The organism is Solwaraspora sp. WMMD1047 (assembly GCF_029626155.1).
Taxonomy (GTDB): Bacteria; Actinomycetota; Actinomycetes; order Mycobacteriales; family Micromonosporaceae; genus WMMD1047.
On sequence record NZ_JARUBL010000001.1, the window covers coordinates 4,283,498 to 4,296,740 of the forward strand.

Sequence of the window (13,243 nt, forward strand, 5' to 3'; positions counted from 1 at the left end):
GGTCAGACGAGGTTGGCGTCGCGCAGCAGCCGCCACAGACCCGCGCCGTCCGGGGCGCAGAGCCAGCGGCGGCCGGGCGGCCCGGCGGCCACCGAGCCGCCGGACGGGGCCGGGAACGCACCGGCCAGCACCGCCTGGGTGGGCGAGAGCCGGCGGATCGCCACCCCGGCGACGTTCTCCGGATGCCCGGCGGCGAACTCGGCGTAGATCTCCTGGTCGTGCTGGCCGTCGTCGCCGATCAGCAGCCACCGGATGTCGGGGAACTCCCGGGCCAGCCGGGCCAGGGTGGCGCGCTTGTGTTCCCGGCCGCTGCGGAACCAGCGGTCCGCGGTCGGCCCCCAGTTGGTCAGCAGCAGCGGGCCGGCCGGGTAGAGGTGCCGGGAGAGGAACCGGGTCAGGGCCGGCGCGACGTTCCACGCGCCGGTGGAGAGGTAGAGAACCGGGGCGCCCGGGTGCGCGGTGACCAGTCGCTCGTAGAGCACCGCCATGCCGGGCACGGCCATCCGGGCGTGTTCGTCGAGGACGAAGGTGTTCCAGGCGGCGAGCATCGGACGGGGCAGGGCGGTGACCATCACGGTGTCGTCGATGTCGGAGATGACGCCGAACCGCACCTGCGGATCGACGATCCGGATGGTCGCCTCGACCGGTTCCGCGCCGGGGCAGCTGAGGGTGGCGGTGGCCCAGCCGGGCGGCAGGTCGGCCTCGACCATGGCGTCGATGTAGCCGCTGCGGTCGGCGCGTACCTCGTGCCGGCCGCCGCCGGCCTCGATGATCACCGGAGCGCCCTTGACCGGCATGGTCATGAAGGAGCGCCAGCCGCGGACCTTCTCCGGGCGGCGTGGCTCCGGGTCGAGTCGGGTGAGCAGCACCCGGCCCATCACCCGTACCCAGCCGGGCGCGCCGTAGCCGGTGTAGGCCACGATCGTCGGGTGCCAGCCGCGCTGCAGCAGCCGGCGGCCGATCACCGCCTGGATCGCGTCCTCGATCCGTGCCGCCCGGTGCGGACGAGTTATGGCCGCCGGGCCAGCAGGTACGAGAGCCACGCTGCCACCCTGCCATACCCGGCCGGGGCCGGCCACGCGGCCCGGTCGGCCGGTGCCCGCGGATCGGGCCGATCGAGCCCGCCCGGTTCGCCCTGTATGGGAAGATTGTTCGGGGATGACGGCACGCGAGTGGCACACCGTGCGCCGGCCGGGCCGGCTGGACGGCCCGGCCCGGCTGGCGCTCGCCCTGGGTCTGGCCGGGCTCGGCTACCGGGTGGCGCTCACCCTGCTCACCGTGCCGGCCACCAACAGCGACGAGGCGACCTTCGGGTTGGCGGCCCTGCACATTGCCAACGGCCGGGAGTTCCCGGTCCTGCTCTACGGCCAGCAGTACATGGGGGTGCTGGAGTCGTACCTGGCGGCGCCGCTGTTCGCGGTCTTCGGGGCGGGCTGGCGGCTGCTGCGGCTGCCCCTGCTGCTGCTCTGGGCACTGTTCGGCTACCTCACCTACCGGCTCACCCGACGGCTCTACTCGCCCTGGCTGGCCGCGGTCACCGTGGGGCTGCTGGCGCTCGGCTCGGAACGGGTGATCCGGGACCAGCTCACCGCGGTCGGCGGCCGACCCGAGATCAAGGCGGCGGTGGCCGGGCTGCTGCTGCTCGCGCTCTGGCTGGCGCGGCGCCGGGGCCGGCACCGGCTGCTCGGCTTCGCCGGGTACGGGCTGCTCACCGGGCTCTGCGTCTGGAGCGACTGGCTGGCGCTGCCCTACCTGGCCACCGTCGGCCTGGTGCTGCTGGCCGGCTGCGGCCGGGAGCTGTTCGGCCGGGCCGGCCTCGCGCTGGTGACCGGCTTCCTGGTCGGGGTCGCCCCGCTGGTCGTGGCCAACCTGACGGCGCCGCCGGGCGAGGACTCGCTCACCGTACTGCTCACGGTCAGCGGGGGCGAGCCGGCCGAACCGTCGCTGTCGGCCCGGCTGCGCGGCGCGGTGCTGCTGGGCATCCCACTGGCCACCGGCGTCTGCACCCCGCAGCGCTGCGGGGGCGCGGCGCAGTCCTGGGGGGTGCTGTACCTGCTCCTGGTCGCCGCCGCGATCGGGCTCGCCGTGGCGGGCCTACGCCGGCACCGCACCGACCGGCTCCGGTACGCCGGCCAGCTCGCCCTCGCCGCCGCCGCCGCGCTCACCATCGCCGGCTACGCCCGCAGCCCGTACGCGGCGCAGGCCCCGCTGGAGAGCGCCCGCTACCTGTCCATCCTGCAGATCTCCCTACCGGCCGTGCTCTGGCCGGTCTGGCTCGCCGCCCGCCCGACCCGCCAGCGCGGCGGTGCACCGCCCGACCAGCGACCCGGCGGTGACCGGCCCGACCGGCGCCGGGTGCTCGCGGTGCCGGCCGTCGGCCTGCTCGCCCTGCTGACGGTGGCCTGCGTGCTCACGTCGGCCGCCCTGGTCGCCCGGATCGGTGAAATCAGGGCCGAGGAGCGGCGGGCCCGCGAGCTGGCCGACACGGTTCGCGCGGCCGGCCTACGCCACGTGTACGCCGAATACTGGATCTGCAACCGGCTGACCTTCACCACCCGGGAGGAGGTGGTCTGCGCGGTCCTCGACGACCGGCTCCGCGCGGGGCAGGACCGCTATCTGCCGTACCGCTGGCGGGTGTGGGCCGCGGAGCGGCCGGGGTTCGTCTTCGTGGCCGGCGCGCCCGGCGAGGCGGCGCTGCGGACCTACCTGCGCGACCGCGACATCGCCGCGACCGTGACCGAGGTCGCCGGCTACCGGATCTACCGGCCGGCGAGCACCGTGCAGCCGTGGCGGTGACGCCCAACGGGCCGAAACCAGGCCGACCGCGCCCGCCCCCGCCCGCCGGCCGTTCCGGTCAGCTGGCCAGTCGGCCGCTCAGCTCGTCGGCGACCCGGGCGGCCAGGTCGGTGGGGATCGCCGCGGCGATCTCTTCGGCGGGCAACCCGGCCAGCACCCCGGCGACGAGCGCGGGGCGTTCGGCGGCCAGCGCGGCGGTCAGCTCACTGCGGTCCAGCCCGTCGATCTCGCTGACCGCCGACGCCAGGGCCGCGATCGCGTTCGCGATGGCCGGCAACTGGGTGTTCACCATGATGTAGACCCGGTCGGCGGTGTCACTGATTCCCTCGTTGACGGTCTTGCCGTTCTTGAGCCGGTCGCTGAGTTCCATCTCGTTCCCCTGTTCGTCGACAATCTGGATGGCGCGGGCGACGATGGCCGGCTTCTGCGCCTTGATCGCGGGTCCCGGGCACTGGGAGTGGCCCCAGTCGTAACCGGACTCGGCCCCCATCGAGTGGTGCCCCAGGCCGCGTTGGGCCGGGGTGCCGGTGACCCGCAGCGGCACCCCGTACTCCCGGTGTGCCCGGGCCAGGATCTGCGCCGCCGCCTCCACCTGCTGCGGGGTCAACCGGTCCGGCAGGAAGCCGGCGTTCTCGATGCTCAGCCAGGCGCTGTTGCCGGCCCGCTGGGTCCAGGCGATGACGTCGGTGTCGACCATCTGGGCGATCTCGCCGGACTTGCTGACGATGAAGTGCGACGAGACCCGGGCGATGGGATTGCGCTGCCAGGCGATCGTGCCCTCGTAGGTGCCGGCGGCGATGTGCAGCACCACGCCGTCGTGCCGGGTGAGCGGGCCGCCCTGGTTGGGGCTGGGTCCCACCCATCTCGCGATGTCGGTCCAACGCATCAGGTGTCTCTCCTCCAGGTATCGGGTCGGGCCACGATGCCGGGGGTGATAACCGAAAAGTAACTAACTCGATGCGCATAAGTCCAGGTCAGGGGCGTGCCAACCTGGACAGTGTGACGTGGAGTAACCGATCGGGGGACCGGGTCAGGATGCTGCGACGAGCCGGTGCCGCAGTTCGCCGAGCCCGGCGATCCGGCTTTCCAACACGTCGCCGGGGGCCAGGTAGCGGGGTGGCCTGCGGCCCATCCCGACGCCGGGCGGGGTGCCGGTGAAGATCAGGTCGCCCGGGTACAGCGGGCCGACGCCGGACAGGTACGCGACCAGTTCGGTCACCGGGAAGACCATGTCCCGGGTGTTGCCGACCTGTACCTGCTCCCCGTTCAGCGTGCACACCAGGTCGAGCTGGTCCGGGTCGGCCAGCTCGTCGACGGTGGTCAGCCAGGGGCCGACCGGGCCGTAGCCGGGAAACGACTTGCCGAGGCTGAACTGTGGCGGCGTGCCGCGCATCTGCACCGCCCGGTCGGAGAGGTCCTGGCCGATGGCGAGCCCGGCGATGTGGTCCCAGGCGTCGGCGGCCGACACCCGGTACGCCGCCCGGCCGAGCACCGCGACCAGTTCGATCTCCCAGTCCACCTGCTCTCCGGAGAGGACGATGTCGCCGGCGGGGCCGAACAGGCAGGACGGGAACTTGGTGAAGATCAGGGGGTCGGTCGGCTGGGCGAAGCCGGACTCGGCGGTGTGGTCCCGGTAGTTGAGGCCGACCGCGAAGATCTGCCGGGGCCGCGGCACGGCCGGGCCGAGCGCGGCGGGGTCCACCGCGGTCAGCGGGGCGTCCGGTCCCGGCCCGCCGGAGCCGGCCCAGGCGACGAACTCCGGCCAGACGTCGTACACGGACTGCGGATCCGGACCGAACCGGCCGTCGCTGGCGGCGGCGACGTCGATCGCACCACCGTCGGTCAGGATCACCAGTCGGTCGGTCAGATTCGCCAGTCGCATAACGTCCTCGCCTCCAGGGATGCATCAGGCTACCGTCAGCTTCGCTTTTCGCGCCAACCAGTCATCCGCGCAAACCACCCGAACCACGGCAACCAACGATCACCAGCGGGAGAGGCATGCAGACCGCATCCGATGATCAGCGACCCGGCCGCGGCAGCAGCCTCGCCCGGGCACTGTCGGAATACCGTCCCGCGGCCGGGCGGGAACGGGCCGATCTCGACCGGGCCCGGTCCCTGCTCGGCACCGGCGACCCCTGGCGGCGGGACAACCCGCTGCACCTGACCGGCTCGGCGCTGATCGTCCACCCGGCCAGCCGCCGGGTGCTGCTGCGTTGGCACCCGCGCCAGCGGGCCTGGCTGCAGGTCGGCGGCCACGCCGATCCGGACGAGACGGATCCGCTGGTCATCGCCCTTAGGGAGGGGTACGAGGAGACCGGGCTGACCGACCTGGTCCCCTGGCCGGACGGCGCGCTCGTCCACCTGGTGGTGGTCCCGGTCGCGGCCGGCAAGGGCGAGCCCGCCCACGAACACATCGACCTGCGCTACGTGCTCGCCACCGGCGACCCGGCGGCGGCCCGACCCGAGTCGGCCGACGCGGAGCTGCGGTGGCTGGACGTACCTTCGGCGCGCGCCCTGACCACCGAGGCGAATCTCCGGGAGTTCCTGGACCGGGTGGGTCGACTCTTCGACCGCCACTGACCGACCGGGCGGCCGGGTGATCGATCCACATCGGCCACTGCCCCAGGTTGCCGGTGGTTGTACCGTGACAGCGGCTGACGTCAGACGCCGCGTCCGGGAGAGCATCGTGTCATCTGATCGGTTTGGAGCCGAGTTGCGCCGCCGACGGGCCACGGCGAACCTGTCGCTGACCGAGTTGTCCCGCCTGGTCCACTACGACAAGGGTCATCTGAGCAAGGTGGAGCGTGGCCGGCGACCGGCCAGTGTGGCCCTCGCCCGGATCTGCGACTCGGTGCTCGACGCCGGTGGGCGGTTGCAGGAGCTGGTCGCCGCGCCCGCCCCGGCGCCCAGACCGGCCGGCGGACCGCAGCTGCTCGCCGCCGGAAGCTCCCTTGCGGACATTCTCGATCTTGTCGCGGTGCACGCCGACCAGCTCGGCGACGAGGTGAGCCCCACCACCCTGGACGTCGCCGCCGCCGACCCGGAGACCCCCGACCGGTTCCGGACGTTGTTCGACCTGCTCCGTCGGCAGGGGCGGCAGTCGCATCCCGGGCTGATCCTGCCCACCGTCCTGACGCCGGCCCGGCTGCTCTGCCGGCTGGGCGCCACGGCCACCGAGCCGGTCCGCGTCCAGCTGCTCGCCCTGGCGGCACACTATCTGGAGTTCGCCGGCTGGATGGCCCAGGAGGCCGGTGACGACGAGCGGGCGCTGCGGTTGACCGCCGCCGCCGAGCTGCTGGCGGCCCCCGCCGAGGCGCCCCAGCTGGCCCCGTACGCACTGGTGCGCTACGCCGAGCTCGCGCTCTACCGGGGCGACGCGCGGCGGGTGATCGAGCTCGCCGAGCAGGCCGAGCAGGACCGCAACGCCACCACCCGGGTCCGCATCCTGGCCGCCCAACGGGCCGCCCAGGGGTACGCCCTCAGCGGTGACACCGCCGACTGCGAGGCGGCCCTGGACCGGGCGGCGCGGCTGAACCGGCGACCGCAGGCCAGATCGGAGAGCGAGATCTGGCTCGGGTCGGCGGCCGCCGGGCGGGCCGACCGGTTGGTCCGGGGCTGGTGCTACTACGACCTCGGCCTGCCCGAGCAGGCCGCCGACCTGCTGGCGAAGGGGTTGGCCGAGATGCCGGCCGACGCGGTCCGCGCGAAGGCGTTGTACGGGGTCCGGCTGTCCCTGGCGCGGGCCGCCGCCGGTGACGTGGAGGGCGCCTGCGGGCAGGCGGACGAGGCCCTCACCCGGGCCCGGCTGGTCGGCTCGGCCACGGTCCGGCACCAGCTGCGCCAGCTCGAGAAGGAGCTGACCCGGTGGCGGCGCCGGTCCTGTGTACGCCATGTGCAGGCGCGGATGGCCGCGCTCGCCGCCGCCGGCTGACGCTCCACACCGGTCACCGAAAGTCACCGTCCGATCAGCAACAGGCAACCGTGGTACGCGCGGGCCGGTATCGGCCAGGCTCGAATCCGGATGAGATCGTTTCCCGGACGCGACGTCCCGCCACCCCCGACGGCCTTCGGATACCGACCACCTCCGGAGGCGATCGCGCTCGCCTGGATCTGTGCCGGCGCCGACTGCGGCCGGCGCGGTGCCGGGGCGCTGGTCGGCGCCTGGCCACGGTCGTGCCCGGACTGCGGGCACCCGGTGGCCACCCACGAACTGGCCGACCCCTGGCAGCACGCCGCCCGCCGGGTGGAGATCGACGTCCGGCTGGTCCGCCCGCGCCACTCCGGCGACCGGGTGGACGCCGCGGCCGAGGACCTGCGGTGGCATGTGGTGGACGCGTTGCGGCAGGGTCGGCCGGAGCTCGCCGAGGCGCGCCGCCAGCGGCTCGACGCGTTCCTGACCGACCGGGAGGCCGCCGGTTCGTTCGACTGCGGCCGGCACCGGCGGTCGGTGGTCCGCGAGGCGTTGGAATACCATGCCGTCGACCTGGCGGCCCGGGAGCTGGCGAGCTGGTACCGGTGTGCCGCGGCCCGGTCCGGGTCGCCGGACCGCCGGGGCGCGACCGGTGAACTGGCCGAGCAGCTGATCGCCTTCCTGGAACAGCCGGGCACCATCGCCGACGGACCGGCGGCCAACGAGGTCTGGCAGCTGCTCACCGACCTGGTCACCGGGTTGGACGGGCTGCCGTGGGCGGACCTGCGGGACCGCCTCGACCGGCTGCGCCGGGTCCGACGCGCCGGACCCGGGCGGGGGTGGCCGCCGCCGTGAGTGGCCCGGCGCCGTCGGCGGGGCATCCGACACGCACCGGCGACCAGCGGGGCTTCGAGCGGACCGGGCCTTCTCAGCCGGACAGCATCGGCAGCAGCTGCCGGATCTGGCCGTTGCGGGAGGTGTCGATCCGGTGGGCGAGCGCCTTCGCCTCCGGGTGCGCCCCACCGGCGGTCTCCATCCGGGCCAGCTCGATCGCGTTGTGCTGGTGCGCGATGAGGATGTTGAGGAAGGTTCGCTCGAACCGGGTGGCGTCGGTGGTCCGCAGCAGGTCGAGGTCGGCGGTGCTGGTGCCGCGCAGCACCTGGTGACCGCCGTGCGCGCCGGGCGCCAGGTGCGCCGCCGGATCGGCAGTCACCGGTTGGTCCCAGTCCCGCAGCCACCCGGTCATCGTCTCGGCCTCGGTCCGCTGGGTCACCTGGATGGCGGCGGCCAGGGTCGCCAGTTCCGGCCGCAGCGGCTGCTCGGCGGCCAACGCGAGCAACCGCTCGGCGGCCGCGTGCTGCTCCAGCATCATCTGCAGGAACATCACGTCGGTGGCGTTGAAGGCGGCCGCGGCCGGCACCGACGCCGGACCGCCGGCGGGGCCGGACCCGGCCTGCGTTGACCTGTCACCTGCCGGCTGCGGCCCGCCAGCCGGTGCCGAGCCGCAGCCGGCGAGCAGGGCGCCCACAACCACGACTCCCACCAGCCGGGCGACAACCAGCCGGGCTGCCGCCGTCAGGGCTCTCACCGGCGAGCCGGTGCCGATCCGAGGTGGGGTCGACGTGCTGGTTGACGACCCGCCCACGGCCGGGCCAGCCGGTCCTCGGTGCCGCTTGTCTTTGGTTGGGCGCATCATGTCGCAGCTCACCCCCTCGGTCACGGTGGCCGGCCGGGCCGGCCGGCCACCGAGCGGTGTGGTCAGAGCCGCTGCCAGAGGGCCGGGACGTTTGGCGGTTCCCAGCCGGTCAGGGCGGTGTGCGCCTGCCGGCACCGGTAGCTCGCCCCGCCGTAGGTGACGGTCGCGCCGACCGCGTACGCCGTGCCGGCCGACCAGGTGCCACCCGGCGCGGGCGGCGGCGTGGTCGGGGCGGGCGGCGGCGTGGTCGGGTTCGGTGGTGGCGTGGTCGGGTTGGGAGGCGGCGGGTTCCCGCCGCCGATCTGCACGTCCACGCAGGAGTAGAAGGCCATCGGGGTGTCGGCGATGTTCCAGATGGCCAGCACCGTCTGGCGGCCGGTCCGACCACCGAGGTTGACGGTGTGCGACACGGTCGCGTTCGGTTGCCGGCCGCCGTCGTCGAAGACCGCGATCCGGCTGCCGCCGATGAAGTACTCCCAGGTGGTGGTGGAGTGCCGGGCGGTGAGCGTCCAGTTGAAGGTGACCGAGTTGCCGACCGGGGTCACCGGCCAGTTGACGCTGTTGTCGTTGAGGATGGCGAACCGGCTCAGTCCGGCGTGGCAGTTGCGCTGCCCCTTGGGTCCTTCGACGCTCTGCGGCTCGTACTGGATCTGGCCGCAGTTGGCGACTCTTCCCTGGAAGCACATCGCCTGCCGGCTCGGCGGCGACGAGATGTAGCCGTGTGCCTGGGCGGGTGTCGCCACCAGCAGGGTGCCGAGGATGGCGCCGGCCGACAGCACCGGCAGCGTGATCCTTCGTCGCATCGGGTTCTCCTCCCGTCATGGTGGACGGAGATGGCTGTGAATTGTCACCATAATGTAAACACTCTTAACAGTAAATAGTCCTAATGAAAGTTCTCGATGATCGGCTCAGCCGACGCGTGCCGGCGCCGAAAGGTCAGAAGCCGTCCGGGGTGATCAGGCCTCCGGCCAGCGCCCGCTCCCGCCAGGCACCCAACCCATCCACCAACCCGTCCGCGCCGGCATCGTCGGGGGCGCAGAGCAGCAGGTCGGAGATCCGCCCGGCCAGCCGGATCCGCTGGCCGAGCAGGACCCGCAGGCCGCGCCGGGCGAGCAGGTCGGCACCGTCCAGCTCCGCGTCCAGGACCAGAGCGACCCGCCCGTACGCGGGCAGCACGCCGGGCAGGGCGGACAGGAACGGCACCAGCGACTCGGCCAACGCTCCACCGGCCCGCACCGCCACCTCCCAGGGCGGATTGGTGAGCACCGACGTCACCGCCCCCGGCCGCCACGGCAGGCGGGCCGCGTCCGCCCGGCCGAACCCGATCCGTTGACCGGCCCGGCCGGCGTTGTCCCGGGCGTTCGCCAGCCGGCCAGGGTCCAGGTCGGTGCCGAGCACGGTCGCCGCCGGCAACGCGTACGCCGCCTCGATCGCGATCGTGCCGTCCCCGCAGAACGGGTCGGCCACCACCGGCACCTGCGACACCCCGCCCCGCGACGCCGCCCCGCCCCGCGACGCCGCCCCGGCCTGCGGGGTCCCGGCCACCGGCAGCCGGGCCACCGGCAGCCCGGCCACCGGCGGCCCGGTTGGTAGCGCGAGCCGAGCCATCGCCGCGGCCAGCGGTGGGTGCAGGGTGCCCGCCCCGGTCGCGAGCTTGTATGCCCGCCGGTGCAGCGGGCGCACCCCGAGCCGAAGCGCGACCACGAGCTGCGGACCACGCACCATGAGTCGTACCGTCAGGTCGGTCTCCCCCGGCGTGCGGCCGGCGCCGTCGCGGGCCGCGAACACCCCACCGAGCCGCGCCGCGATCGCTGCGCCGACCGTGTTCTCCAGCGCGAACCGGTTGAACGAACGCCGACCGTCCAGACTCGCGACCACGTCGAACCGGGGCCGCTCCGGCACCGGCCGGAGTTGGCCGAGCCGGTCCCGCCAGGTGGCCCAGTCCAGGCGGGCGCACCACGCCGCGACCCGGGCCGGCACGTCCCGGGTGGCGCCGACGCCGTCGCGCACCGCCACCCGCAGGAAGGCGTCGTCGACGGTCCGCAGCGCCAACAATCCCGGTTCCGGCCAGCGACCGGTCTCGAAGGTCACCTCCCGGGCCGCCAGTCGTGGCCGCACCGCCGGCAGTGCGGTCGCGACCTCGTCGGCGGCCACCCACTCCAGCCCCCGGACCACCCGGGCAAGGATCGTGACGGTCACCGGGTCACGCTACCCGCCACCCACCCACCGCACCCCTGCCCCCACCCGTGATCGCGAAACGTTCGGGTCGCGCCAGATCACCGGATCATTCGTGATCACGGGTCTACCGGGACTGCGGCGGGCGGCGGGTCGCCGGCACCAGGGCGATGGCGGGCAGCACCAACAGCGGCACCACCAGCAGCGCGCTCAGGGTGCCGACCCGGTCACCGAGCAGCCCGACGGCCGGCGGCCCGGCGAGGAACGCGGTGTAGCCGATCACGGCCACCACGCTGACCCGGGCCGGGGCGTGTTCCTCATCGTCGGCCGCGGCGCTCATCCCCACCGGGAAGCCTAGCGCCGTACCCAGGCCCCAGAGTGCCACCCCGGCCAGCGCCACCGGCAGCGTGCCGGCCAGCACGGCGACGGCCGCTCCGGCGGCGGCCAGCAGCATCGAGAACGTCAACACCGGTCCCCGCCCCCAGCGGTCCAACGCGATCGTGCCGAACGTCCGGCCGAGGGTCATCGCCGCGACGAACACCCCGAACACGACCGCGCCACCGGCCTCACCGACCCCGTAGCCGTCGACGAACGCCACCGCCAGCCAGTCGTTGGCGGTCCCCTCGGTGAAGGCCATCACCAGTACCAGCAGACCGATGAGCAGGGTACGCGGCTCGCGCCAGGCGGCCAGCACCCCGCTGCCCCGCCGGGCCGGCCGACCCGCTACCAGCGGGTCGACGGCCGCGGCGCCACCAGCGCGTGTCGGCACGCCCGCCGGTCCCGCCGGCGTCGCGATACCTGCCGATCCCGCTGGCGCGGCGAGGCCTGCCGATCCCGCCGGGGTCGCCGTACCGGTCGATCCCGCCGGCAGGAAGGCGCGGACCGCGACCAGGGTGCCGACCAGAACCACCGCGGCGACCAACACCAGGTGTACGGCCACCGGCAGCCCGATCCGGGCCATGCCGGCGCCGAGCGCGGCGCCGGCCACCGTACCCAGGCTCCAGGCGGCGTGGAAGCGGGGCATCACGGTCCGGCCCAGGCGGCGCTCGACGGCGGCTGCCTCGACGTTCATCGCGACCTCGCAGACCCCCGAGCCGTAGCCGAGGGCGAACAGGCCGACCGCCACCGCCGCGACCGACGCCCACGCCTCGACGGTGGTGCCGACCACCGCCAGCCCGCCGGCGACGAGCATGGTGGCGCCGGCCACCGTGCGGGCCGCCCCGAACCGGTGCGCCACCACGCCGGCCGTCGGCAACGCCAGCAGCGAACCGGCCGAGCCGGCGAGCAGCAGCAGGCCGAGCTGCCCGGCGGTGAGCCCCAACCCGTCCCGCACCGCCGGCACCCGGGCGAACCAGGAGGCCAGGGCGAGGCCGTTGAGCCCGAAGACGAAGGCCACCCCGGTCCGGGCGGCGATCACGTGGCCGGGTACGACGCGGTCGGGCGGGGCGGCGGCCTCGGCCGCGTCGGTGGGTGGCACCTGGGGTGGTCCTCTCCTCGACGGTTCGCCCACGTATCGCACCCCTGAGAGCGATCTCACCGCAAGTCGGGCGCCCGACGTCCACCGGCCGGACGAGGTTCGCCGCCGACCCCGGCGGCCGGGCATGATGCAGGGACGACAGCCACGGCGGTACGGAGGACGGATGACCAGGCAGATGGAGCGGCGGGTGACGTTGGAGGACGTGGCCCGGGCCGCCGGGGTCTCCCGGGCCACCGCCTCCCGGGTGCTCGCCGGCAACGGTCCCGCCTCCACCACCGCCCGGGACCGGGTCGCCGCCGCCGTGACCGAGCTCGGGTATGCCCCGAACGCCGCGGCCAAGGCGCTGGTGACCGGCGCCGGGTACCGGCTGGTGGTGGCCGCCGCCGGACCCAGCGCGGCGGTGCTTGACGACCCGTACGTCGACCGGTTCGTCCGGGCTGCCGCGGAGGTCTGCGCCCCGCGCGGCGTGGGGGTGGCGTTGCAGTGGCTGCCGTTGGACCGGCCCGCGGACCTGCACCGGCTGGCCGAGGACCGCAGCATCCACGGGGTGCTGCTGCTCAACTCGACCGAGGCCCTGCTGGCGGCGGTGCCGGCCGGGTTGTCCGGCCGGATCGCCTCGATCGGCGTCGGCTCCCGCGCGGTGCCCGCCTTCGATGTCGACAACGCCGGCGGCACGCTGGCGGTACTGCGGCACCTGCACGCCTCCGGGCGGCGCCGGATCGCCATGGTGACCGGGCATTCCTGGATGCCCTGCGCCCAGCGTCCGGTGGCGGCGTACCGGGCCCTGATGCGTGGCGCCGGCCTGCCGGCCCGGCTCGTGCCGGGCGACTTCACGGCCGCGGGCGGCCGGGCGGCCGTCCCCGAGGTGCTGCGTCGGTGGCCGGACACCGACGCGATCTTCGCACTCAATGACGCGATGGCCCTGGGGGTGCTGGGTGAGCTGCGGCGGCGCGGCGTCGACGTACCCGGTGACGTGGCCGTCGCCGGCTTCGACGACATCCCGTTCGCCGCGCTGAGCGCGCCGACCCTGACCACCGCGAGCCACCCGGTCGGCCGGATCGCCGCCGGGGCGGCAGCCGCCCTGCTCGACCGGGTGTCCACCCCACCGACCACCTCGTACGCCTCGGAGCTGGTGCTGCGGGAGAGCGCCTGAACCGGCCGGGAGGCGGGCCGCTTCGCATTCCTGACA

At 74.4% G+C, this 13,243-nt stretch carries 12 protein-coding genes; 5 read left to right on the top strand and 7 right to left on the bottom strand.

Translation table 11 applies throughout. The features are described 5' to 3' along the window. Positions 1-2 precede the first annotated feature (2 nt). Positions 3-1,043, bottom strand: coding sequence for a phosphatase domain-containing protein (locus tag O7627_RS19480; RefSeq protein ID WP_278094952.1), 1,041 nt, complete (start codon positions 1,041-1,043; stop codon positions 3-5). Between the two features lie 115 nt (positions 1,044-1,158). On the opposite strand from O7627_RS19480, the gene O7627_RS19485 reads away from it, so the two are divergent. Further along, positions 1,159-2,796: a hypothetical protein gene (locus O7627_RS19485; protein WP_278094953.1), complete on the top strand. Its 1,638-nt coding sequence runs from the start codon at positions 1,159-1,161 to the stop codon at positions 2,794-2,796. A 58-nt stretch (positions 2,797-2,854) separates the two neighbouring features. On the opposite strand, the gene O7627_RS19490 is transcribed toward O7627_RS19485, so the two are convergent. Further along, positions 2,855-3,682 (bottom strand): peptidoglycan recognition family protein, encoded by an 828-nt coding sequence (locus O7627_RS19490; protein WP_278094954.1) that lies wholly within the window; start codon positions 3,680-3,682, stop codon positions 2,855-2,857. A gap of 144 nt (positions 3,683-3,826) precedes the next feature. Further along, a complete protein-coding gene (locus tag O7627_RS19495) occupies positions 3,827-4,678 on the bottom strand; it encodes a fumarylacetoacetate hydrolase family protein (protein ID WP_278094955.1) in 852 nt (283 codons plus the stop codon). A gap of 116 nt (positions 4,679-4,794) precedes the next feature. Here O7627_RS19495 and O7627_RS19500 point away from each other — a divergent pair, with 116 nt between their 5' ends. From O7627_RS19500 to O7627_RS19510, 3 genes are all read left to right on the top strand, one after another. Further along, on the top strand, positions 4,795-5,376 hold the full coding sequence (locus tag O7627_RS19500) for an NUDIX domain-containing protein (protein WP_278094956.1): 582 nt from the start codon (positions 4,795-4,797) through the stop codon (positions 5,374-5,376). Between the two features lie 106 nt (positions 5,377-5,482). Continuing rightward, the gene (locus tag O7627_RS19505) at positions 5,483-6,727 is read left to right on the top strand and encodes a helix-turn-helix transcriptional regulator (protein WP_278094957.1); all 1,245 of its coding nucleotides are present in this window, start codon (positions 5,483-5,485) and stop codon (positions 6,725-6,727) included. Between the two features lie 90 nt (positions 6,728-6,817). Next, positions 6,818-7,561 carry a hypothetical protein gene (locus O7627_RS19510; protein ID WP_278094958.1) on the top strand — a complete coding sequence of 248 codons (744 nt, stop codon included), beginning with the start codon at positions 6,818-6,820 and terminating at the stop codon, positions 7,559-7,561. A 73-nt stretch (positions 7,562-7,634) separates the two neighbouring features. Here O7627_RS19510 and O7627_RS19515 read toward each other — a convergent pair whose 3' ends face one another. The 4 genes from O7627_RS19515 to O7627_RS19530 all read right to left on the bottom strand — a co-directional run bounded on the left by O7627_RS19515 (position 7,635) and on the right by O7627_RS19530 (position 11,994). Continuing rightward, on the bottom strand, positions 7,635-8,294 hold the full coding sequence (locus tag O7627_RS19515) for a DUF305 domain-containing protein (RefSeq protein WP_278094959.1): 660 nt from the start codon (positions 8,292-8,294) through the stop codon (positions 7,635-7,637). Positions 8,295-8,464: 170 nt separating this feature from the next. Next, a complete protein-coding gene (locus O7627_RS19520) occupies positions 8,465-9,205 on the bottom strand; it encodes a lytic polysaccharide monooxygenase (RefSeq protein WP_278094960.1) in 741 nt (246 codons plus the stop codon). A 133-nt stretch (positions 9,206-9,338) separates the two neighbouring features. After that, complete coding sequence (locus O7627_RS19525) at positions 9,339-10,601, bottom strand: methyltransferase domain-containing protein (protein ID WP_278094961.1); 1,263 nt, start codon at positions 10,599-10,601, stop codon at positions 9,339-9,341. A gap of 103 nt (positions 10,602-10,704) precedes the next feature. Next, on the bottom strand, positions 10,705-11,994 hold the full coding sequence (locus O7627_RS19530; protein ID WP_278098337.1) for an MFS transporter: 1,290 nt from the start codon (positions 11,992-11,994) through the stop codon (positions 10,705-10,707). Between the two features lie 223 nt (positions 11,995-12,217). Here O7627_RS19530 and O7627_RS19535 point away from each other — a divergent pair, with 223 nt between their 5' ends. Further along, positions 12,218-13,207 carry a LacI family DNA-binding transcriptional regulator gene (locus O7627_RS19535; RefSeq protein WP_278094962.1) on the top strand — a complete coding sequence of 330 codons (990 nt, stop codon included), beginning with the start codon at positions 12,218-12,220 and terminating at the stop codon, positions 13,205-13,207. Positions 13,208-13,243: the final 36 nt, after the last annotated feature.